This is a genomic window from Hymenobacter setariae, from assembly GCF_007713685.1.
GTDB lineage: Bacteria > Bacteroidota > Bacteroidia > Cytophagales > Hymenobacteraceae > Hymenobacter > Hymenobacter setariae.
Genome location: NZ_VMRJ01000005.1, coordinates 342,137 through 364,663 on the forward strand (window position 1 = coordinate 342,137; position 22,527 = coordinate 364,663).

Genomic DNA, 22,527 nt, shown 5'->3' on the forward strand with positions numbered 1-22,527 from the left:
AGCAACCCTTCCTTCCCGCATAACAGATGTGTGCGAACGTAAAAGGAAAGGTTGCTTCGTCGTTCCTCCTCGCAATGACAGGCGCATAGTCGCTAGTTACTTTATGGAAAATGTTTTACCCGGCGCCACCGCGCCGTACTCTGCCCTGTTTTACGCCGCTATCCCCGGCCTGCCCTTCTTAGGGTTCCTGCTTAATGGCCTGCTCAATCGCAAGCTGTCGGGCACACTAGCCGGGCTTATTGGCAGTGCTACTGTCCTAGGGTCGTTTCTGCTGTCGCTCACGTTGTTCATGGGCTTCAAGTACCAGTACACCGTGCAGCTTTTCGACTGGATTTCGGTTGGCTCGCTCCAGATTCCTTTTGGGTATCAAATTGACCAACTCAGCCTGATTATGCTGTTGCTGATTACGGGGGTGGGCTTCCTCATCCACGTGTATAGCATCGGCTACATGGGCCACGATGAGAATGCGGGCAAGTTCTTTAGCTTTCTCAACCTCTTCGTGTTCAGCATGCTAGTGCTGGTGATGGGCTCCAACTTCGTCATCCTCTTCATCGGCTGGGAAGGCGTGGGGCTGTGCTCGTACCTGCTCATCGGCTTCTGGAACAAGCACACCAACTACAACAACGCCGCCAAGAAAGCCTTCATCATCAACCGCGTTGGTGACCTGGGCTTTCTGCTCGGCATCTTCCTCATCTACCTCACCTTCAATTCGGTGCAGTATGGCGAGGTTTTCCAAAAGGCCAGCCTAGGCCAGTTTGGTAACTATAGCGTGGGCGTAGTCACCTTCATTACGCTGCTGCTCTTCGTGGGTGCCATGGGTAAGTCGGCCCAGTTGCCGCTCTACACCTGGCTGCCTGACGCCATGGCCGGCCCGACGCCAGTGTCGGCCCTTATCCACGCCGCTACTATGGTTACGGCTGGTATTTACCTCGTGCTCCGCGCCAATGTGCTATTTACGCTGGCCCCGCACACGCTGGAGGTAGTTGGTATCGTGGGTTTGGCTACGGCGCTTTTTGCAGCCACCATTGGCTTGGCGCAGAATGACATTAAGAAAGTACTGGCTTACTCGACAGTGTCGCAGCTGGGCTATATGTTCCTGGCGCTGGGCGTGATGGGCTACACTTCATCATTCTTCCACGTGCTCACGCACGCCTTCTTTAAGGCGCTGCTCTTCCTAGGTGCAGGTTCGGTTATCCACGGCATGAGCAACGAGCAGGACATGCGCCGCATGGGCGGCTTGCGTAAGTCCATGCCCATCACGTTTATTACCATGCTTATCGGCTGCTTAGCCATTGCAGGTATTCCGCCGTTTGCGGGCTTCTTCTCGAAAGATGAAATACTGAGCCATGTGTATGAGCATAGCAAAGTGATGTGGGGCATTGGTGTGTTCACGTCGTTCCTGACGGCCTTCTACATGTTCCGCCTGCTGTTCCTTACCTTCTTCGGTGAGTTCCGCGGCACCGAGGAGCAGCGCCACCACTTGCACGAGTCGCCGGCTAGCATGACGCTACCACTCATCATATTGGCGATTCTTTCGGCTGTAGGTGGCTTTATGGGTGCGCCCATGTTCCTAGGTGGCAAGCATTACCTAGGTGACTACTTGGCCCCGATTTTCACCTACTCCAAGCAAATTATGCCCGCCGCCTTCAGCGCCGAGCCCGACCACAATACCGAGCTAATGCTCATCGGTATCTCGGTGTTGGTGGCTGTGGTTGGCATTGTGTTCGCCTACGTGGTGTACGTAGCCCGCGCCCAGCGCCCCGCCGAAGAAGAAAGCCAGCGCTCGGGCCTCGACAGCCTCGTGTACCACAAGTATTATGTAGATGAACTGTACAACACTTTGTTTGTGAAGCCCACAATGGCGCTGTCGAAAGGCCTCTATAAGTTCGTTGAAAACGGCGTTATCGACCCCATCGCCAACGGCGTGGGCCGCGTGACGCTGGCCGGCGGCCAGCTACTGCGCTTCGTGCAAACGGGTTCGGTAGAAACTTATTTGCTGCTAATGGTACTCGGCATCGTACTCATCCTAGGGCTGAATTTTGGCCGGATGTAGTCTGTAGTCTACCGGTTCCGAGTTAAAAGCACGCCAAGCAGCTTATCGCTTGGCGTGCTTTTTTTATAAATAATCTATCAGGAGTACCTTCGGTATAAGCAGCTAGCCACACCCTTGGCTGTCTATTTGTACATGAAGCATCTTATACCCGCACTGGCGCTGCTAGTCGCCCCCGCCCTTGCCATGGCCCAAGATACCCAGTACCAGCAGCCGCCGGCCGCCATTCGCGACTTGCTGCTGGCGCCGCCTACGCCCCGCATCAGCCTATCGGGCGACGGGCGCACGATGGCCATTATGGCCGTGCAAGACTTCCCAACCATCGCCGAGCTATCGCAGCCCGAGCTGCGGCTGGCCGGCCTGCGCCTCAACCCGCGCACCAATGGCCCTAGCCGCGTGAGCTACGCCGTAGGCATGCAGTTTAAGCAGCTGCCTGGCGGGGCCGAAAAGCCGGTGCAGGGCCTGCCTGCCCAGGCCCGCATCAGCAGCCCGAGCTGGTCGCCCGACAACCAGCACGTAGCGTTTGCGCTCACGGTGCCAGCCGCTGATGGCAGCACCGGCCACGTGGAGCTGTGGGTGGCTGACGTGGCTACCAACTCAGCGCGCCGCCTGCTGGCCACGCCGCTCAACGACGTGTTTGGCTCCTCTTTCGAGTGGGTGTCGGATAGCCAGACGCTGCTGGCGCGCACCGTGCCCGCGGGCCGCGGCGCGGCCCCGGCCGCCGATGCCACGCCCACCGGTCCCGCCGTGCAGGAAACGGGCGGTGGCAAAAAATCGGGCGCCCGCACCTATCAAGATTTGCTGAGAAACCCCGCCGATGAGCGGTTATTTGAGTACTATGCCACCTCGCAGCTGGTGAAGGTGAAGCTGGCCGATGGCTCGGCGCAGCCCCTAGGGCAGCCCAGTGTGCTGCGCTCGGTGTCGCCCTCGCCCGACGGGCGCTACGTACTGGTGCGCACTGTGCACCGGCCGTTCTCCTACACGCTGCCCGTGAGCAGTTTCCCGCAGCGCATCGATGTGCTCGACCTAGGTAGCGGTGCGGTAGCCAAGGCGGTAGTTGACCTGCCGCTAGCCGACAACGTGCCCACCAACTTCGACGCCGTGCCCACCGGCCCGCGTGCCCACGACTGGCGTACCGATGCCCCGGCCACGCTCTACTATGCCGAGGCTCAGGATGGGGGTGACCCCAAAGTGAAAGCCACTGTGCGCGATAAAGTGTACCTACTGCCCGCGCCCTTCGACGGCCCGGCACAAGAGTTGGCCGCTCTGCCGCTGCGCTACGCCGGCATGACCTGGGGCACCGACCATCTGGCGCTGGTGGATGGTTACCGCTGGGCCGACCGCCACGAAACTACCTGGCAGCTTGACCCCGCCGCTCCCGGCCAAACGCTGAAAGTGCTGTTCGATGGCTCGTCGCAAGATACGTATCACAACCCTGGCGCGCCCTACACGCGCCGCAACGCGCAGGGCCGGCAAGTGCTTGCCCTAGGGCAGGGTGGGCAGGCCATCTACCTGTTTGGCCAAGGCGCGTCGCCCGAGGGCGACCGGCCGTTTGTGAACGAGCTGAACCTGAAAACCGAGAAAATCACCGAGCTCTGGCGTTCCGAAGCGCCTTACTATGAAGTGCCGGTAGCCCTGCTCGACGCCAAAAAAGGCACGCCTGAGTTGCTGACCCGCCGCGAGGCCATCGACCAGGTGCCCAACTACTACCTGGAGCCGCTCGCCAAGAAAGGCAAGCCGCTGGCCCTTACGCACTTTGCCAACCCGTACGCGGCTTTTGGTGGGAGCTTCCGTAAGCAAGTGCTGCACTACAAGCGCGCCGATGGCGTGGACCTCACCGCCAATCTCTACTTGCCGCCTAATTACAAGAAGTCCGATGGCCCGCTGCCCACGCTCATGGAGGCCTACCCCCGCGAGTTTAAAGACCAAGCCAACGCTGGCCAGGTAAGCGGCTCGCCCTATACCTTCACCCGCCTTAGCTGGGCCACGCCCGTGTACTGGGTTACGCAGGGCTACGCTGTGCTGCAAGGTGCTACTGTGCCCATCGTGGGCGAAGGCACTGCCGAGCCCAACGACACTTATACCGAGCAGCTGGTAGCCAGCGCCAAGGCCGCCATCGACGAGGGCAAGCGCCTAGGGGTGGTTGACCCCAACCGCGTGGCCGTGATGGGCCACAGCTACGGCGCTTTCATGACGGCTAACCTGTTGGCACACTCTAACTTGTTTAAGGCTGGTATTGCGCGCAGTGGGGCTTACAACCGCACGCTCACGCCCTACGGCTTCCAAGGTGAGGAGCGTACCTACTGGCAGGCTAAGAATGTGTACGATGCTATGTCGCCCTTCAACTTTGCTGATAAGGTAAAGACGCCCATTCTGCTCATTCACGGCGAGGCCGACAACAATTCGGGCACGTTCCCCATCCAGAGCGAGCGCTTTTACGCGGCCCTCAAGGGGCAGGGTGCCACGGTGCGCTACGTAGTGCTGCCCGCCGAGTCGCACAGCTACGCCGCCCGCGAAAACCTACTGCACATGCTCTGGGAAATGAACACCTGGCTCGACAAGTACGTGAAAAATCCAGTCGCGCCTGGCCTCACGGGTCGCGCTAACTAGGGGTATTTTTTGCGGATTAATAGTCGGATTTTGAGGTTGTTAAATTAAAAGTAAGAGTAGCCACCGGTTGCTCGAAACATAACGGGTAGTACTGGTATCATAAAAAGCCTGGGTCACCCCAGGCTTTTTTTATATCTATCAGAAACGATACTTATTTAAAGATTGGAATTTGCAGTTACTCAGAGGGTAGGCAAGGGGGCCAGCTTAATGGTGATGTGGACCTAGGTGGCAATTATGCGTTGAGTGCCTCGAAAAGGCAACCCTGCGTCGTGTTTTGCGCTACATAGCGTCATCTGGCTACTTGCCACGCACTTTCTTTCTCACCTTCCCAACTAATTTTTCTATGCGAAAATTTTTTTCTCCTTCGCAGGCCATTCTACTCGGGGCGACTGCCCTAGTAAGTAATGTGCTAGCACCCAGCGCTAACGCCCAGACGCCCGATAAGAAAACAGCCATTGGTGTCAACCTCAGCATGATGCAGTACCAGGGCAACCTGGGCGGCGATTTTGGTAAGCTGCACACGCCCGTGCAGGTAGGAGTGGGGGCACACATCACGCGGTATTTGTCACCGACGTTCGACCTGAGCCTGCTAGGTAACTACCAGAACTATTACCACTACATTCAGGACGTAGCCCCCAACTACTATAATCTCACGGCCAAGACGGCCATGTTTGACCTAGGGCTGAAACTGAAGCTCAACAACGGTAAAATCCTCAAAGAAGACTTCTTCCTGCAGCCTTACCTGATGGGCGGCGGCGGCTTCTTCGTGGCCAATTCGTCGGGAAATTATACCACCGCTAGCGGCAATCCCTACAATCCTGTTGCCGGCTCGTTCTCCAACCAAGTGCGTCGGGCCGAGGTGTTTGGCTTAGCAGGCATTCGCTTCCGCGTGTCGCCGGCCCTGGCCATCGACGTGCAAACGTCGCAGCATTACCCCTTCACGGAGGGATTTGATAACCTAGGCGGCCCCAACAACAAGCTGAACGACCGGTTTCTGGTGCACTCGGTGGGCCTAACCCTAGCCCTAGGCAAAGCCAAAGACACCGATGGCGACGGCGTGCCCGACCGCAAAGACAAGTGCCCCGACACGCCGACTGGTGTGAAAGTAGACGAGAACGGCTGCCCGCTCGACACCGATGGCGACGGCGTAGCTGACTACCAAGACAAGTGCCCCGATGTGAAGGGCCTAGCCACTCTGCAAGGCTGCCCCGACGCTGATGGTGACGGTGTAGCGGATGCCGACGACAAGTGCCCCGGCACCCCCGCCGGCGTGAAAGTGGATGCCTCGGGCTGCCCGCTCGATAGCGATGGTGATGGCGTATCAGACGACAAAGACAAGTGCCCCGATACCCCAGCCGGTACGAAAGTGGATGCCAATGGCTGCCCCGAGAAGAAGGGTCCCAGCGACCAGACGCAGTACATCAACTTCGACTTCGACAAAGCCGAACCGCAACCATCGTCGGCCCCCAAGCTGGAGCAGATGGCGCAGATTATGAACGAGTACCCCGACTACTCGCTCTCCATTGCCGGCCACGCCGACAACAAGGGCAGCGATGAGTACAACGTGCGCCTGAGCTACGAGCGCGCTGAGTCAGCTCGTAAGTACCTGCTCGACAAAGGCGTTTCGGCCGACCGCATCGAAGCCCGTGGCTACGGTGAGGCCAAGCCTATTGCTGACAACAGCACCGAAGAAGGCCGCGCCCAAAACCGCCGCGTGGACTTCGACCCCTTCCTGACCGGCGAAACCAACCCTGCCGAGACCAAGTACGGCCCCGCGCCCGCCAAGCCGGCAGCTAAGGCTGTCCGCAAGTCTACTAAGAAGAAGCGTACCCGCAAGGCCACCTCGGCCAAGCGTAAGTAGGCACCCTAGGTAGCTAGGAGTACAAAAAAGCGGCCGCAACAGATGTTGCGGCCGCTTTTTTGCGTGAATCACTACCGTATTACCCTACCCCCGGCCCCTCCCCTCCGGGAGAGGGGAGCCTGACGATTAACTACGCCTGCCAAAATTTGCTTGCGGTCGGCTCCCCTCTCCCGGAGGGGAGGGGCCGGGGGTGGGGTAGCACGGCCGACGAGTAATTAAGACACGAGCCTATGACTTACTTCGTTAGCGTAAAGCTCACTTTCTGCACGTCGCGCGAGTTGCCACCGGTCATGGCCTCAAACTCGCCGGGTTCGGATACCCACTTCAGGTCGTCGTTGTAGAACCTCAGGTCGTTGTCGGCGACGTGGAAGGTTACTTGGCGGCTTTCACCTGCTTTAAGCAAGATTTTCTGGAATCCTTTTAGCTCCTGCACTGGGCGGGTGCTGCTGCCCACTACATCGCGCAGGTAGAATTGTACAACTTCTTCGCCATCGCGTTGGCCGCTGTTTTTCACTGTCACGGTCACGTCGAGACCTTGGCCGGGGGCAATGCTGGTTTTGCTAACGGTGGGTTTAGAATAGGTGAACGTGCTATAGCTCAGGCCAAAGCCGAAGGGATAAAGCGGGTCGTTGGGTGCGTCGAGGTAGCGCGACTTGTACTTATCGAGCAGCACGCCTGCGTAGGGGCGGCCGGTGCTTTTGTGGTTGTAGTAAATCGGCACCTGGCCCACCGACCTAGGGAAAGTCATGGTGATTTTGCCGGCGGGGTTATATACCCCAAATAGCACATCGGCCACTGCGTTGCCAGCCTGAGTGCCACCAAACCACGTTTCTAGGATGGCCGAGGCATTGTCATTCTCCCAAGGCAGCGTGAGCGGGCGGCCGTTGCAGAGTACTACTACGAGCGGCTTGCCGGTAGCTTTCAAAGCTTTGAGTAGGTCGAGCTGGCGGCCGGGTAGGCCTAGGTCGGCGCGACTAGCGGCTTCGCCGGTCATGCCCTGGCTTTCGCCTACCACGGCTACTACTACTTCGGCTTTTTGAGCGGCTGCTACGGCTTCGGCTATCTGGGCATCAGCCGGGCGCGGGTCAATGTTGAGTTGGCCGCCGTGCTCGTTAAGGCGCTTGATGAGTTGGTCGTCCTCGGTCACGTTGGCCCCGTGGGTGTAGGTCACGCGGACGGTTGAGCCGGCCACATTCTTGATACCTTGTAAGATAGAAATGGCCTGCTTGCCATCGCCAGCGCCGCTCCAGCTGCCTATCATGTCCATAGGGCGGTCGGCCAGCGGGCCCACTACCGCAATGTTAGCGGTGTTTTTTAGGGGCAGAGTCTGGTTTTCATTCTTGAGCAGCACTAGGCTGCGGCGGGCAATGTCGCGAGACGCCTGCACGAAAGCCGGCTGCATGAGCACCTGCTTGGCGCGGGCCTCGCTCACGCCCCGGTAGGGGTCTTGGAAGAGACCTAGGCGGTACTTGGCCTCTAGCACGCGACGGCAGGCGGCGTCCACGTCGGCCTGCTTCACAGTGCCTTCCTTGAGGTTCTTCGCTAGGTTGTTGAGAAAAATCTCGCCTACCATGTCCATGTCGATGCCGGCGTTCAGGGCCAGCTCCGACACCTTTTTATCGTCGCCTAGGCCGTGGGCGCTCAGCTCATTAATGGCCGTGTAGTCGGTGGCCACGAAGCCTAGGAAGCCCCACTGCCTGCGCAACAAGTCGGTCATCAGCCACTTATTGGCGGTGGCCGGAATGCCGTTAATGTCATTAAACGACGACATGACCGAGCCCACGCCCGCATCAATGGCAGCTTTGTAGGGCGGCAAGTACTCGTTGTACATGCGCTGGCGGCTCATATCGGTGGTGTTGTAGTCGCGGCCGGCCTCGGCGGCGCCATAGAGGGCGAAGTGCTTGAGGCAGGCCATCACGTTATCGGGCCGGGTCATGTCATTGGTGGGGCCTTGGTAGCCGTGCACCATAGCCCGCGCTATTTGCGACCCTAGGTAGGGGTCTTCGCCCGCACCTTCGGCCACGCGGCCCCAGCGCGGGTCGCGCGCAATGTCCACCATAGGCGAGTATACCCAGTTGATGCCATCGGCCGCTGCCTCCTGGCCCGCGATGTGGGCGCCGCGCTCGATGGCGGGCATGTCCCAGGTGGCCGCCAGCCCCAGCGGAATCGGCAGAATGGTACGGTGCCCGTGGATAACATCAAAGCCCAAGATGAGTGGAATGTGCAGGCGCGTCTGCTTCACGGCCATTTCTTGGAGCTTGCGCGCCGCCACGGGCGTGAAGGTGTTGAGCACACCGCCCACCAGGCCCTTGGCAATCTTAGCATCTACGCCCTCGCTCACCACCGGCCCCGTCACTGTAAAGCCCACCGACACGAGGTTGAGCTGACCGATTTTTTCCTCCGGCGTCATTTGCTGCATCAGCTTGCTGATGAACTGCTGCATCTTGGCGTCGGGTGGGGGCAGGGGCGTGTTTTGGGCTGAGGCGAGCAGGCTGGCTATGCTTAGTGCCAGCAGCGTAGCGCGGAAGAGAGATTTTCGGTGTTGCATAAATAGGTTGGGTAGGAGGGCGGAGGCGGAAAGGTAGGCCAGCCTTCGAGCCCGAAAAAATTGCAGTAGGCAGTTGAAAAGTTAGTTTAGAGCTAGCTAAGGCCGTTTTTGGCTGCCAAGTGTGTGTCGTAAATGCAAGCTTGGCTTAGGTGGTAAGCGCTGCTGCCCCGTAGCGCTAGCGTTGCGTGTGCTGTAGCCGCCTGCCCGCAATAACACCTGACCTAGGCGGCTTTCAGCAAAAAATTATTCAACTTGCTGCACGGGCGTGCGGCTAGAAATGCCGTTTTCATTAAAGGCTTCGATGGTGAAATAATACGTGCGGTCTTTGTCCATGCCTTTGAAGTAGTAGTCGTTGGCGCCCAGCACCATGGCGCAGCTATAGAGCTTGTCGGGCGCTAGCCCGATGTGAATATTATAGCCCGTGGCCGCGTCGTTGGGCACCCACCGCAGCCAGGCGCTACGCTTATCGGCAGCGGTGCGCAGCACCACAAACTCGTTGACGGGCTGAGGCTTGACGCCACTACCTAGGCCAAACACTCGCAGGCCGCTAAGGGCAAACTTGCCGGTGGGCATGTGGCAGTTTTCGAGCTTGAGGTAGCGCGTGCGCAGCGGCGTTTTTAGCTCGATGTAGTCGTGCGGTACGTCGGTGCGGTTCTGGCTTTTATCTGCCAGCAGCTGCCAGGTTTTGCCGTCGAGCGAGTGGTACAGCCGGTACTGGTGGTACAGCCCCGGCTGCTTACCCAAGAAAGCGGGGTTCACGTCTTGGTCGGCGTAGTTGAGCTGCACGGCCCGCACGGTGCACATGGCCCCTAGGTCGGTTTGGAAGTATTCGCCGGGGTTGGCCGTGGCGGCGCTCCAGTAGGTTTTGATGCTCTCATCCACGGCTAGGTTGGGCGCGTAGCTGCCGAGCGTGCTCGATGCCTGCACCGGTTTGTTGTAGTTCAGCAGCATCCAGCCCGTAAATTGACTTTGCAGGTGGTCGGCCGGGCCAGTGGGCAGGTAGTGCGGGTAGTCGCCAAAATCGGTGTTGCAGTAGAGCGTGCCCGCCGCGTCGAAGCCCGCCGGCCACAGACCTAGGCGGCGCTCGAAGTTGTTTTTCACGTTGACCACCATTGTGGAGACGTGCCACCAGCTGCCCCACTTGTCCTGAAAGGTATTGCCGTGGCCCGCGCCCCGCGCAAAGCCACCCGGCTTCCAGGTAAAGGGGTTGTGCGGCTGCGGCACAAAGGGCCCTAGCGGCCGGTCGGCCACCTGCACGCCGTCGGCGTAGCCACTAAATTCGGTGCCCGGCGCGCCGTATTGGAGGTAGTATTTGCCGGCGTACTTGGTCATCCAGGCACCTTCCATAAAAGGATTGAGGAAGGTGTTATCCAAGTATTCGCCAAAGCGCTGCCACCCAAATTGTGCGTCGTTGAGCTTTAACAACGGCGTGGGCTGCCCTAGGGGCTGGTAGGTTTTGCGGCTGAGCTGCACGCCGTAGAGCGGAAACTCGTTGGAGCTGCCGTAGTAGAGGTACAGTCGGCCATCATCGTCCAGAAACAGGTCGGGGTCCCAGGCCGCCACTGGAAACGGGTCCACGGCTTTCTCCCACTTGTTGGCCTTGGGGTCGGTGCTGCGCCACAGCGCAAAATTGGCCTGGGCGCTGGACCCGATGACAAGCAGCGTATCGCCCACCGCCCGCACGGCCGGCGCGCACAGGTCGTCGAGCACTGTGTTTTCGGGCTTCAAAAATGAGCGCGCTAGAAAGTGCCAATTGCTCAGGTCGTCGCTCCACCAGTAGCCCTTTTGGTTGGTCGAAAACAGGTAGTACGTGCCCTTAAACAGCGTAATGACCGGGTCGGCCGTAGCGCGGTGTCGCCCCGCCGTCGAAAACCGTTCGAATGGCGTGTAGCCGTAGTCGAGGTTGAGCGGGTTGCAGTAAGTGGGGCGGGGGTGAGGCTGCGCGAAGGCCAGCGCGGGCAAAAGCAGCAGGCAGAGAAAACGCATGGCTACTTCAAATGCGGACTCTGAAAACCCAGCTTTTTCAGTCCCTTTTGCACCTCAGGGCTGCCCATAAAGAGCTTCCAGAGCAGGCCCGAGCGCTGGTTTTCTATCATCACCACTATCGGGCCTTGGTCGATGGCCAAGTATGACTTGGCGTACCAGTCGTGCTGCTCGCTAAAGCCATCCACGAAGCCGTACTCGCCCCAGATTTTGTCGCCTAGGTCGTTGTAAAAGTGCTTCATAGCCAGCAGCGACTCGCCCGGCGCGTAGGGGTAGGCCGCGAGCGCGGCAGTGGGCGAAATCACGCCTAGGTCCTCGGTAGGCGAGTGAGCGGCGTAGCCCTGCCAACTGTCGCTGGCGGTGAGGCCCCAGCAATTAGGGCCGTAGCCCTTCTGCAGCTTGGGGTTGGCCACGCAGTAGGCGTAGTTGATGCGCGTATGGGCCTGGTTTTGTTGCCAATAGTCGGCATTCTGGTCCTTGAGCCCGTGCGGGTCGAGGCCCATAAACGAATAGTGCGTGAAGAACAGCGGCCCACCTAGGTTGGGGCCCAGGGGCAACGTTGTGTTGTAGTACGTCTTGCCGTTTTTGTACTCTGGCCCGGTGGCCCAGCCTTGGTCGTACACGGCCTTGTCGATGGCGTACCTAGGTGACGAAGCGGCCAGCACGTAGGTGATGAGGCACTCGTTCCAGCCATGAATCTGGTGGTTCATGCTCCAACCGTTGTTGGGGCTCCAATGCCAGTACAGCACGTTTTGGCCGCCCTGCGTAAACCAATTCCACTCCACGCCCTCCCACATCCACAGGATTTTGTTGCGCACATTCTGCTCGTCGGGCGTGTCCTTGGTGAAGTACTGCCGGGCGCACAGCAGCCCTTCGTAGAGAAAAGACGTTTCTACGATATCGGCGCCATCGTCTTTAGGGCTGAAGCGGATGGTGTGGCCCGTCTCGCCATTTAGCCAGTGCGGAAATGCACCGTGGTACATGTCAGCCTTCCACAAGAAATTGACAATCTTGCTGATGCGAGCTGCCGCCTGCTCACGGGTTATCCACTTGCGCTCGGCCGCCACGATGATGGCCATGATGCCGAAGCCCGTGCCGCCGGTGGTCACCACCTCATCGCCGTAGTCGTACGAACGGTTGCTGCGCTCGCGCGCCATGCCCGATACGGGGTGCCCGAAGTCCCAGAAGTACTTAAACGTCTGACGCTGTATCTGGTCGAGTAGCTGCTCGTCGGAGAGGTTACGCGGGCGCGGGCGCGGGTCAAACTTGGCAAGCGCGGGCTTGGCGGCGGTAGCCGGGCGCTTAGTGGGCTGCGCGGCCAACATAGTGGCCGAAAGTAAACAGCTACCGAGTAGCAAGAGCGCGGGCTTCATGGGCGGGAAAAGGAGGGTCAAGCAGCGAAGGTAATTTTAATTTATTTTATCCTAGGCTAATTATACTCCAATAATAACTGGATATTATTTAATGCTAAGTACTTACAACGAAATCGATTGCAAGATTCATCAAATGCTTATTAGTCAATGCAATGTGTTTGTAAGGGCGTTCTGCTTGCTAGTAGTAATTTAGCATGATGAAATAGGACGGCAGTTGCGCTAAATTGTAGAAGCGGCTAAGACCTAGGTGCTTGCTCGGTAGTCAATTACTCGTGCTGTTTCTGATTCTTGCGATGCTCGGCTATCCATCCTAAATCGAGCTTCGTAGTGAGTTGAGTTGCTGCTTAGCAGCTCCGCCCACGCGGTTTTTCTACCATTTTCTTTACCCCACCCCTCTACCTTATGAAAATTTTACTCTTACGGGGGCACTACCAGGCGCCAGCCAAACTGGCCGCCCTAGGCCTTGCGCTAGGGCTGTGGCCCAGTGCTGTCATCTCTAGCCAAGCGGCGGCATTGCGCTGGCAGCAGGCCCCGGCCCAAACGGGCACGCCCATCACGGGGCAGGTGCTCGATGAGAAAGGCGAGGCCCTACCCGGCGCCAACGTGGTAGTGAAAGGCACGGCCATAGGAACCGCCACCAATGTAGACGGCCAGTACTCCATCAACGCGCCGGCTGGCTCCACGCTGGTATTCTCGTTTGTGGGCTACCCAGCCCAGGAAATTACCCTGAATGGCCGCACGAGCATCGACGTCAAGTTTGCCGCGCCGCAGTCGCAGAGCCTCAACGACGTAGTAGTGGTAGGCTACGGCACCCAAAGCAAGCGCGAGGTGACCGGCGCCATTGCCTCCGTAAAGGGGGAGGAATTGGTAAACCAGGCTTCGCAAAACCCGGTGAGCTCGCTGCAAGGCAAGGTGTCTGGCGTGCAGATTACTAACTCGGGCCAGCCGGGCGCGGCACCCCAAATTCGTATTCGCGGGGTAGGCTCGCTGGTAGGCGTGAGCCCGCTCTATGTGGTTGATGGCACGATGCTACCGCAGGGCGCTGACCTCAGCTTCTTGAACCAGAACGACATTGCCTCGATAGAGGTGCTGAAGGATGCGGCTAGCGCCAGCATTTACGGCGTGCAGGCGGCCAACGGCGTAGTGCTCGTGACTACCAAGCGCGGCAGCGCAGGCGGTACCCACGTCAACTACAACGGCTACGGCGGCGTGCAAACCGCCACCAACACCGTGAAAATGGCTAATGCCGCCGAGTACGCCACGCTCTACAACGAGAAGAATGGCCTGACCGGCACTAATGCCCTGCCCACCAACCTGTCCTCGACCGACTGGTTTAAGGAAGTGACGCGTGTGGCGGCCACCCAAAACCACCAGCTCAGCCTGAGCGGCGGCAACGACAAGGTATCGTACACGCTTAGCGGTTCGTACTTTCAGCAGCAGGGCTTGGTGAAGGGTAATGATTACGAGCGCATTACGGCGCGCCTGCAAACGGATTTCACCATCACCGACCACATCAAGGCGGGTTACACGGCCGCCTTCACCAGCGCCAGCGCGCACGACGCGCCGGGCCTGGCGTCGAGCATCTACCCCAACTACAGCAACGGCGGCAACATCTTTTATAACGCCTATGTGGCGCCGCCGGTGCTGCAGCCCTTCTTGCCCAGCGGGCGCTACGGCGACCCCAACCTCATTGGCTCGGGCCTAGGCACCTTCTCCAACCCTAGGGGCCAGCTCGACTACTTTGTGCAGCGCTCGCAGGGCCAGACGCTGGTAAGCAGCGCGTTCGTGTCCATCAACTTTGCCAAGTACTTCACGGCGCGCACCAGCCTAGGGGTCAACTACACCACTAGCCGCTTCTACAACTACCAGAAGGCTGACTCGCTGACGACGGTGCAGGTGTACCGGGGCAACATCCTCACTAAGGGCGAAACGTATTTCAGCCAGCCGCAGTGGGAGAACACCCTGACTTACGACCGCTCGTTTGGCACCGACCACCACCTCACGGCGCTGGTGGGCTCCACGGCCTTCCGCTACCGCAGCGAGCAGCAAATTGGCTCCATCAACGGGGTGCAGGCTACGGGCAGCGACAGCTACTATTTCAACCTAGGCACCGTGGGCACGGCCAACCTCACCAACCCGGCCGACCTGTACACGCTGTTCTCACTGTTTGCGCGCGTCAACTATGCCTATAAGGAGCGCTATCTGCTCACGGCCAGCTTCCGGCGCGATGGCAGCAGCAAGTTCTCGGACCGTTACGGCAACTTCCCATCGGTGGGCTTAGGCTGGGTAATTTCTGACGAGAATTTCATGAAAGATGGCACGGCCTTCAATTTCCTGAAGTTCCGGGCTAGCTACGGCATCCTAGGTAATAACCAAGTAAACAATAATATATCGGTGCTGCGGGCATCTTACCTGCCCGGTTACACGGCCTTCTTCGGCACGCCCTCCAATATCCCTAATACCGGCGCCAGTATCGACACGCAGGTACCACCTGCCTTGCGCTGGGAAAACGTGCGCGAAGCCGATGCCGGCCTAGAAATGCGCTTCTTCAACAATCGCCTCTCGGCCGAAGTTGATTACTACAACCGCCGCACCATCGACGCAGTGTTTCCGATACCAGTTATCAGTTCGTCGGGCTTTGCCAATAGCAGCGGCTTCTTTGCCAACAACGCCAGCTTCCAGAATCAAGGCGTAGAAGTAGCCCTGCGCTGGGACTCGCAAGCGACCGGTGATTTCTCGTATAACATTGGCTTGACTGGTGCTTACAACCAGAACAAGACCCTGAGCACCGCCAGCGGCGCGCCGCTATTTGCTGGCAACCTGCCAGTGGCTGGCTACCAAGCCACCCAGACGCGTATCGGTGACCCCATCGGCGCCTTCTACGGCTACCAGGTGGCCGGCGTGTTCCAGTCGGCCCAAGACATTTCGGGTTCGGCCCAACCCGGTGCTGCGGCCGGCGACCTGCGCTATGTGGACCAGAACGGCGATGGCAATATCGACCAGCGCGATTACGTGCGCCTAGGTAACCCCAACCCGCGTTTCACCTACGGCCTCAACACTACGTTCCGCTACAAATTTATCGACTTGCAGGTTGATATTCAGGGCGTAGGCGGCGTGGAGCTACTCAATGGCCTACGCGAAGTGCGCTACGGCAACGAGAACTACACCAAGGATTTCTACGACAACCGCTGGCGCGGGGCGGGCACCTCGAACACCACACCTTCGGCCAACCTGACAGGCCGCAACCTCGACGTGAGCTCCTACTATATTGAGAAGGGTGACTACATCCGGCTGCGCAACGTGCAGATAGGCTTTAATATCCCCAAGGCAGTGGCTAACAATCTGAAAGTGCAAACCTTACGTATCTACGCCAACGCCCAGAACCCCCTCACGCTGACCAAGTACAAGGGCTTCTCGCCCGAGGTCGGCGGCACGCCCACCAACGCGGGTATCGACCTGAACGTGTACCCGCTCGTCGCTACGTACAACCTAGGGGTAAATATTGGTTTCTAAGAGATTAGCATCATCCCACCCATGAAAAATAACCTAATTACCCCCCGTCGCTTCTGGCGCACGGGCACGGTGGCCGCGGCGCTGGCCGTGGGCCTCACGTCGTCGTGCGGCAAGTTTCTGGATGTGGCGCCCCAGGGGCAGCCTACCAGCCAGCAGTTTTTCCAGACCCAGGCCGATGCCACTGTCGCCGTGAACGCGCCCTACGGCAAGCTGCGCGAGTGGAACCTCTCCGCGTTCAACTGGCTGGCCGTGACGACGCTGACCTCAGATGATGCCGAGAAGGGCAGTGTGAGCGGCGATGCCGAGTTTCTGAACGAGTTTACCTTCTTCCGCCTCACCCCTACCTCGGGGCCGGTGCAGGGCTACTGGGATGGCCAGTATCAGCAGATTAACCTCTGCAACCAAGTCATCCAGAACGTGCCCGGCGTGAACATGGATGCCACCCTGCGTGGCCGCTACGTGGGCGAGGCGCAGTTCCTGCGCGGGCTGGCCTATTTCAACCTAGTGCGGGCCTACGGTGGCGTGCCGCTGCTGCTGAAAGTGGCCGAAACTGCTGAGGAGCTGAACCCTAGCCGCGCCACCCGCGACGAGGTATACACGGCCATTATCAATGACGCCACCGCGGCCGCAGCCGTGCTGCCCGCTGCCTACGGCGCCTCCGATGTGGGCCGGGCTACCAAGGGTGCGGCTCTCACGCTGCTGGCCAAGGCGCAACTGTACCAGAAAAACTACGCCGCCTCGCTGGCTGCTTCTGACCAAGTGCTGACCCTAGGGTACTCGTTGGCGAGCAATTTCTACGATATGTTCCGCATTCGGGGCGAGAACAACAGCGAGTCGATTTTTGAGGTGCAGTGCACCACACTGGCTGGCAACTGCGATGCTTCTAATTCGCAGTGGGCTGAGTGCCAGATGGTGCGCCCGCAGTTTGGCTGGGGCTTTTTTAACCCCACGTCGGACCTCGCCAATGCCTTCGAGCCCGGCGACCAGCGCCGCCTAGGTACCATTTTGGAGCGTGGCACCACCACACCCGATGGCGACGTAATTGCGGCCAACTCATCGAATCCGCGCTACAACATGAAGGCCTACGTGCCCAACTCGGCGCCTAAAACCTGTGGCTACGGCCGCGACCAGAACATCCGGGTGTTTCGCCTAGGTGAGGTGCTGCTGCTCAATGCCGAAGCTGCCAACGAGCTAGGCCAAACTGCTAAAGCGCTAGCCGCCGTGAACCGCGTGCGCACCCGCGCCGGACTGAGCGCGCTGCCTGGCTCCATTTCGCAAGCCGACCTGCGCCAGGCCATCTGGAAAGAGCGCCGCGTAGAGCTGGCCTTGGAGTATGGCGACCGGTTCTTTGACCTCGTGCGCCAGGGCCGTGCCGCTACTGTGCTAGCCAGCAAAGGCTTCGTGGCCGGCAAGAACGAGCTGATGCCATTGCCGCTCAACCAGATTACGCTCAGCGGCGGCAAGCTGACCCAGAACCCCGGCTACTAGCCTGGTGCTCCGTGCAATAGCTTGATAAAGCGGCCCGTGCTCGTAGCGCGGGCCGCTTTTTAATTTGCAAAAGCCCGGCTAAGTTGCAGAGGGCGGGAGTGAAATAAATAAGGCCCCTAGGCGTTGCTACCTTCCTTTTCCGCCGTTGGTCTATGCAAAAAATCGTCTGTCTCTGGGTTTGGTTGCTGGGCTGGGCGTGGTCGGCACACGCCCAAAATGCGGCCTTGGCGTGCGGCAATGGGCGCTACGTCGATGACCTGCCAGGAGTGCAGGTGCAGGTTACGCCTAACGTTCTCTTTGGCAGCAACACCGTGCGCAACTACTATACCGGTGCCGAGAGCGCGCCCGTTGAGTTGCGCCTCGATGTGTATGAGCCCGCGGGCGATGCGGCGGTGCAGCGCCCGCTGCTAATTTTCGCCTTTGGCGGTTCCTTTCTAGAGGGCGCCCGCACCAAGGCGGAAGTGGTAAGTATTTGCCAGGGCTTTGCGCGCAAAGGCTACGTAGCCGCCGCTATCGACTACCGGCTCCTGAATCAGAATATCTTTAGCCTAGGGGCCGTGTACGCCGACCAAACTAAGTTGGTAGACGAGGTAATTCGAGCGGCCGCCGATATGAAGGCTGCCATTCGGTTCTTCAAGCGCGATGCGGCTACGACGAATACTTACCGCATTGACCCGACGCGCATTTTCGTGGGCGGCTATTCGGCTGGGGCTATTACGGCGCTGCAAGTGGCTTATACGGAAAGTATTACAGAAAATGCGCTGACGACAAAGGCTTACAACGACAACGGCGGGCTGGAGGGCAATACTGACCTGCCTGGCGCGCCGCTGCTAGGTACCTACGATGCCTCTGGCATTGCGGGAGTGGTCAACATTGCTGGGGGTGTCAATAACACGAGCATCGTGAATGCCGGTAACCCACCGCTTTACAGCGCCCAGGGCGATAAGGACGACGTAGTGCCTTACAACTGCGCCCTGCTCAAACCCACGCAGTTTAACGTTTGTGGCAGTGGTGCGCTAGAGCCAATTGCCTCGGCAGCAGGCATTGCTAATCAACTGCACCCGGTGGCCGATGGCAACCACAGCAGTCCCGTTGCCGAGCCCACTTACACGCAGATTATCAACGAGGCCGCCGCATTTTTGCAGCGCACAGTGCTGTGCCCGGCCGCGCCGCTGCCCGTCACGCTCACTAGCTTTAGCGGGCGCGTGTTGCCCGACGACTGCACCGCCACTCTGACCTGGCAAACGGCCACCGAGCACAACAGCTATGCCTACGAGGTGCAAGGCTCGACCGATGGGCAAGACTACGAGCGCCTGAGCACCGTGCCCAGCCGCAACCGGGCGGCGGGCGCCAGCTACTCGTTTCGGGTGGGCCGGCGGGTTGACCTAGGCTACTTTCGGCTGCGGATGTTGGACATCGACGGTACGGCGACCTTCAGCCCGGTGGTGGTGCTAGCTGGCTGCGGCGCGGCCCCCCTGCTGGTAGCGCCAAACCCGGCCCGCGACCAGGTGGCGGTGAGGGGCTTGCCGGCTGGGCGCTGCCTAGGGGCACTATATAGTGCCACCGGACAGGTGGTGGCCCAGGCCAGCGGCGCGGGCACCATTAGCCTTCAGCTCGGTAGCCTACCACCGGGCATCTACCTTTTGAAAGTGCAAAGCGAAAGCGGCGCTGTCGTGGGCACCGCTAAGGTGGTAAAAGAATGAGTAATAATGCGCTCGCAACGTAACTAAACCAGCGGGGGCTAGTAAAAAGCGCAACTCCTAGTGAGTGGATTTTTATCTGCTCCTCCTTAATGTCGCGCTTATCTATGACTCCCAAATATGCCCATCTGCTGCCAGCCCTAGGTCTGCTTGCCGCGTGCAGCAGCGGCCCCAGCAAAGAAGAAAAACAGCAAGCTCAGGCCGATAACCCAGCCCAGACCATCACGACGCCCAAAGACGAGAACGTGCACCTGCCGGCGCCCTACGAAAGTAAGTCGGTAACCAAGCGTGTCGATGTCATCGACTGGCCAGCGGGCAAAACGCCCACAGCGCCAGCAGGTTTCACTGTTACAGAATTTGCGGGCGGGCTGCAAAGCCCGCGCTGGGCCTACGTGGCGCCCAATGGCGACGTATTTGTATCGGAAGCTGCCACGCTGCCCAAGGGCCTTAAGAAAGACATTGCCGCCGCCTTGCGCCTCGACAAGTCGCGCTCGCTACAGCCCACCAGCGCCAACCGCATCACGCTCTTCCGCGACACGAATGGCGACGGCAAGCCCGACATGCGCTCGGTGTTCCTGACCGGTCTTGACCAGCCCTTTGGCATGTTAGTAATGGGCAATTCGTTTTACGTGGCCAACACCAACGGCGTGCTGAAATACCCGTACCAGCCAGGCCAAACTAAGATGACAGCCGCCGGCCAGAAAATCCTCAACCTGCCCGAGGGCGGCTACAACAACCACTGGACTCGCAACCTGCTGGCTAGCAAGGATGGCAAGAAGATATTCGTGACCGTAGGCTCGGGCTCGAATGTGATGGAGCACGGCCCCGAAAACGAAAAGCGCCGCGCCAATATTCTCGAAATCAATCCAGATGGCTCGGGCGAGAAAGTCTTCGCCAGCGGCCTGCGCAATCCCATTGGCCTAGCGTATTATCCTGGTACCACCACGCTGTGGGCGGCTGTGAATGAGCGCGACGAGCTAGGCGACGAGCTAGTGCCCGACTATATCACGAGTGTGAAAGAGGGCGGCTTCTACGGATGGCCCTACTCGTACTACGGCCAAAACGAAGACCCTAGGCGCAAAAACGAGCGCCCCGACCTCGTAAAAGCAGCCCTCGTGCCCGACGTACCGATGGGCCCCCACGTAGCGGCCCTAGGGCTCACCTTCTACGATAAAAAGGCCTTCCCCGCCAAGTACCAAAACGGTGCTTTTGTGGGTGAGCACGGCTCCTGGAACCGCTCGCAGTACTCGGGCTACCAGGTGGCCTTCGTGCCCTTCCAAGATGGGAAGCCCGCGGGCAAGCCCGAACCCTTCCTGACCGGCTTTCTAGTTGGTGGCGACTCCAACAAAGCGCACGGCCGCCCTGTAGGCGTAGTGACCATGCCCGACGGTGCCCTGCTCGTAACCGACGATGCCGGCAACAAAGTGTGGCGCGTGAGTGCCGCCCAGTCTGCTGGTGGCGCTGGCAAAACCAGCCGCTAGATAATATAATAATCAGTAAAAAAGCCCTCTGTATATATGCGGAGGGCTTTTTGCATTTGAAATAGCTATTGCCAGCGTGATGCTTGGAGCTCGTAGGACCCCACCCCCAGCCCCTCCCCTCCGGGAGAGGGGAGCCCGGCGACTGAATGACGTTTACCTACGCCTTTTGCGATTGGCTCCCCTCTCCCGGAGGGGAGGGGCCGGGGGTGGGGTCTACGCTATGACAACGCCTGCGGTGGGGGCGACCCGGTGCCCGCCGCGCGGGTGCGGTCGCTAGGTAGGGGCACAAACTCTTGGTTGTCGTTGGGGGGCAGCAAGATGCGGCCGGCTTGCCAGTCGGCTTTAGCTTGCTCGATGCGCTCGCGGCGGGAGGATACGAAGTTCCACCAGATGAAACGCTCGCCTAGGGGCTCGCCGCCCAGTAGCATGAGGGTGCTGGGCTCGCGGGCTATTAGCACCGGGTCGAGGCCCGGCGTGAACACTAGCAGCTGGCCCGGGGTGTACACGCGGCCGTTTACTTCCACGCTGCCTTTGGCTACGTAGGCGCCGCGCTCGGGATAGCCGCGCGGTAGCCCAAAGCGAGCACCAGTTTGCAGCACCACGTGCAGATAGAATAATGGCGAATGTGTCTCTACGCCGTTGTTCAGGCCGAAAGCCTCGCCGGCAATCAGGCGCATCCACACGCCGTTGTCAGTGAAGATGGGTAGCTCGGTCGGTTGGTAATTGCGAAAAGTGGGCGCTTGTTCCTCATCGGCTTCCGGCAGGGCTACCCAGGTTTGCAGCATTTCGAGGGCGCCGCCAGCCAGCGCGGCCGGGTCTTCAAAGCGCTCGGAGTGGGCAATGCCGCTGCCGGCGGTCATCCAGTTTACTTCGCCGGGGCGGATGATTTGCTCGACCCCTAGGCTGTCACGGTGCGTTACTTGCCCGCCAAACAAGTAGCTCACCGTGCTCAGCCCAATGTGCGGGTGCGGCAGCACGTCGAGGTTCGGCATTTGGGCTGGGGCTACCTGCACCGGCCCGGCGTGGTCCATAAAAATGAATGGGCCCAGCATGCGCCGCAGTCGGTAGGGGAGGATGCGCTTCACGGCAAAGCCCGGCGCGAGCGCCGCCGGCCGGGCATCAATAATGAGGTCGAGCATAAGCGAAAGTAGCTTGGACTACAATGCCCAAGCTACAGTAGGCTGCGCATTTCTTGCGCATTGCCGATAGCCGAGCCACCGATGTCGTTGTTGAAATACAGATACGCCTGCTCGACGCCGGGCGCGGTGGCCACCTCGGCGGCGTAGCGCCCTAGGGCCTCGCTAGGGTATGGCGAAGCGTAGAGGTCGGGCACGCCGTGGAAGCGGTAGTAGAGCGTGGGCGCGGTGGCTACCACTGTATCGGGCAGCAGTGGGTGGCTCTGGCCGCAGAACACTACGCCGCGCTGCCGCAGCTCGTGGTACACTTCATCGCGCCACCAACTAGGGTGGCGAAATTCCAGCACATTCACAAAGCTCAGGTCGAGGCAGTCGAGGATACGCGTGAGCCGGTCGGGCTCGTAGGCCATCCGGGGTGGCAGCTGGAACAGCACCGGCCCCAACTTTTCGAGCAGACCCCGGCCAGTGGTATCGTAGAAGTCGCCAAGCAACTGGCCCACGCCGTGAAACTGCTTGTAGTGCGTAATGAGCTTGGGCGCTTTCACGGCAAACTGAAAGTCGGGGGGCGCCTGCGCGTACCAGTTTTCGAGAAAAGAAAGCTGCGGAAAGCGGTAGAACGTGACGTTCAACTCCAGCGTGCGAAAGTGCTGACTATAAAACTCAAACCAGCGCCGCATAGGCAGCTTATCGGGATAGAAAACGCCGCGCCAGTGCCGGTAATGGTAGCCAGAGCAGCCAATATGATAAGTAGGCATGGTAGTATAGGAAATACTGGAAAAAGAAT

Annotated in this window: 12 protein-coding genes; 7 read left to right on the forward strand and 5 right to left on the reverse strand. The window is 59.5% G+C overall.

Annotated elements, in window-relative coordinates:
- Positions 1-103 precede the first annotated feature (103 nt).
- The 3 genes from nuoL (at position 104) to FNT36_RS25945 (ending at position 6,521) form a co-directional block, all read left to right on the forward strand.
- Entirely contained in the window at positions 104-2,053 is a 1,950-nt protein-coding gene (gene nuoL / locus FNT36_RS20035; protein ID WP_144851386.1) for an NADH-quinone oxidoreductase subunit L, read from the forward strand.
- A 132-nt stretch (positions 2,054-2,185) separates the two neighbouring features.
- Positions 2,186-4,660, forward strand: a complete 2,475-nt coding sequence (locus FNT36_RS20040; RefSeq protein ID WP_144851388.1) for a S9 family peptidase — start codon at positions 2,186-2,188, stop codon at positions 4,658-4,660.
- Positions 4,661-5,003: 343 nt separating this feature from the next.
- Complete coding sequence (locus FNT36_RS25945) at positions 5,004-6,521, forward strand: OmpA family protein (RefSeq protein WP_317129621.1); 1,518 nt, start codon at positions 5,004-5,006, stop codon at positions 6,519-6,521.
- A gap of 235 nt (positions 6,522-6,756) precedes the next feature.
- On the opposite strand, the gene bglX is transcribed toward FNT36_RS25945, so the two are convergent.
- From bglX to FNT36_RS20060, 3 genes are all read right to left on the reverse strand, one after another.
- Positions 6,757-9,069 carry a beta-glucosidase BglX gene (gene bglX / locus FNT36_RS20050; RefSeq protein ID WP_144851390.1) on the reverse strand — a complete coding sequence of 771 codons (2,313 nt, stop codon included), beginning with the start codon at positions 9,067-9,069 and terminating at the stop codon, positions 6,757-6,759.
- A 243-nt stretch (positions 9,070-9,312) separates the two neighbouring features.
- Positions 9,313-11,055 carry a family 43 glycosylhydrolase gene (locus FNT36_RS20055; RefSeq protein ID WP_144851392.1) on the reverse strand — a complete coding sequence of 581 codons (1,743 nt, stop codon included), beginning with the start codon at positions 11,053-11,055 and terminating at the stop codon, positions 9,313-9,315.
- Positions 11,056-11,057: 2 nt separating this feature from the next.
- Positions 11,058-12,446 carry a glucoamylase family protein gene (locus FNT36_RS20060; RefSeq protein WP_233636100.1) on the reverse strand — a complete coding sequence of 463 codons (1,389 nt, stop codon included), beginning with the start codon at positions 12,444-12,446 and terminating at the stop codon, positions 11,058-11,060.
- A gap of 381 nt (positions 12,447-12,827) precedes the next feature.
- On the opposite strand from FNT36_RS20060, the gene FNT36_RS20065 reads away from it, so the two are divergent.
- From FNT36_RS20065 to FNT36_RS20080, 4 genes are all read left to right on the forward strand, one after another.
- Positions 12,828-15,938, forward strand: coding sequence for a SusC/RagA family TonB-linked outer membrane protein (locus FNT36_RS20065; protein ID WP_144851394.1), 3,111 nt, complete (start codon positions 12,828-12,830; stop codon positions 15,936-15,938).
- 21 nt (positions 15,939-15,959) lie between these two features.
- The gene (locus FNT36_RS20070) at positions 15,960-17,426 is read left to right on the forward strand and encodes a RagB/SusD family nutrient uptake outer membrane protein (protein ID WP_144851396.1); all 1,467 of its coding nucleotides are present in this window, start codon (positions 15,960-15,962) and stop codon (positions 17,424-17,426) included.
- Positions 17,427-17,578: 152 nt separating this feature from the next.
- Positions 17,579-19,129, forward strand: coding sequence for a T9SS type A sorting domain-containing protein (locus FNT36_RS20075; RefSeq protein WP_144851398.1), 1,551 nt, complete (start codon positions 17,579-17,581; stop codon positions 19,127-19,129).
- Positions 19,130-19,233: 104 nt separating this feature from the next.
- Positions 19,234-20,607: a PQQ-dependent sugar dehydrogenase gene (locus tag FNT36_RS20080; RefSeq protein ID WP_233636101.1), complete on the forward strand. Its 1,374-nt coding sequence runs from the start codon at positions 19,234-19,236 to the stop codon at positions 20,605-20,607.
- Positions 20,608-20,825: 218 nt separating this feature from the next.
- Here the strand turns inward: FNT36_RS20080 and FNT36_RS20085 are convergent, their stop codons facing one another.
- Entirely contained in the window at positions 20,826-21,746 is a 921-nt protein-coding gene (locus FNT36_RS20085; protein ID WP_144851402.1) for a pirin family protein, read from the reverse strand.
- Positions 21,747-21,778: 32 nt separating this feature from the next.
- Positions 21,779-22,498 carry a DUF72 domain-containing protein gene (locus FNT36_RS20090; RefSeq protein ID WP_144851404.1) on the reverse strand — a complete coding sequence of 240 codons (720 nt, stop codon included), beginning with the start codon at positions 22,496-22,498 and terminating at the stop codon, positions 21,779-21,781.
- Positions 22,499-22,527: the final 29 nt, after the last annotated feature.

Coding starts and splice junctions, on each gene's coding strand:
- FNT36_RS20040 (WP_144851388.1), top strand. CDS start 2,186: ATGAAGCATCTTATACCCGCACTGGCGCTGCTAGTCGCCCCCGCCCTT.
- FNT36_RS20085 (WP_144851402.1), bottom strand. CDS start 21,746: ATGCTCGACCTCATTATTGATGCCCGGCCGGCGGCGCTCGCGCCGGGC.
- FNT36_RS20055 (WP_144851392.1), bottom strand. CDS start 11,055: ATGCGTTTTCTCTGCCTGCTGCTTTTGCCCGCGCTGGCCTTCGCGCAG.
- FNT36_RS20080 (WP_233636101.1), top strand. CDS start 19,234: ATGACTCCCAAATATGCCCATCTGCTGCCAGCCCTAGGTCTGCTTGCC.
- FNT36_RS20065 (WP_144851394.1), top strand. CDS start 12,828: ATGAAAATTTTACTCTTACGGGGGCACTACCAGGCGCCAGCCAAACTG.
- nuoL (WP_144851386.1), top strand. CDS start 104: ATGGAAAATGTTTTACCCGGCGCCACCGCGCCGTACTCTGCCCTGTTT.
- bglX (WP_144851390.1), bottom strand. CDS start 9,069: ATGCAACACCGAAAATCTCTCTTCCGCGCTACGCTGCTGGCACTAAGC.
- FNT36_RS20090 (WP_144851404.1), bottom strand. CDS start 22,498: ATGCCTACTTATCATATTGGCTGCTCTGGCTACCATTACCGGCACTGG.
- FNT36_RS20075 (WP_144851398.1), top strand. CDS start 17,579: ATGCAAAAAATCGTCTGTCTCTGGGTTTGGTTGCTGGGCTGGGCGTGG.
- FNT36_RS25945 (WP_317129621.1), top strand. CDS start 5,004: ATGCGAAAATTTTTTTCTCCTTCGCAGGCCATTCTACTCGGGGCGACT.
- FNT36_RS20070 (WP_144851396.1), top strand. CDS start 15,960: ATGAAAAATAACCTAATTACCCCCCGTCGCTTCTGGCGCACGGGCACG.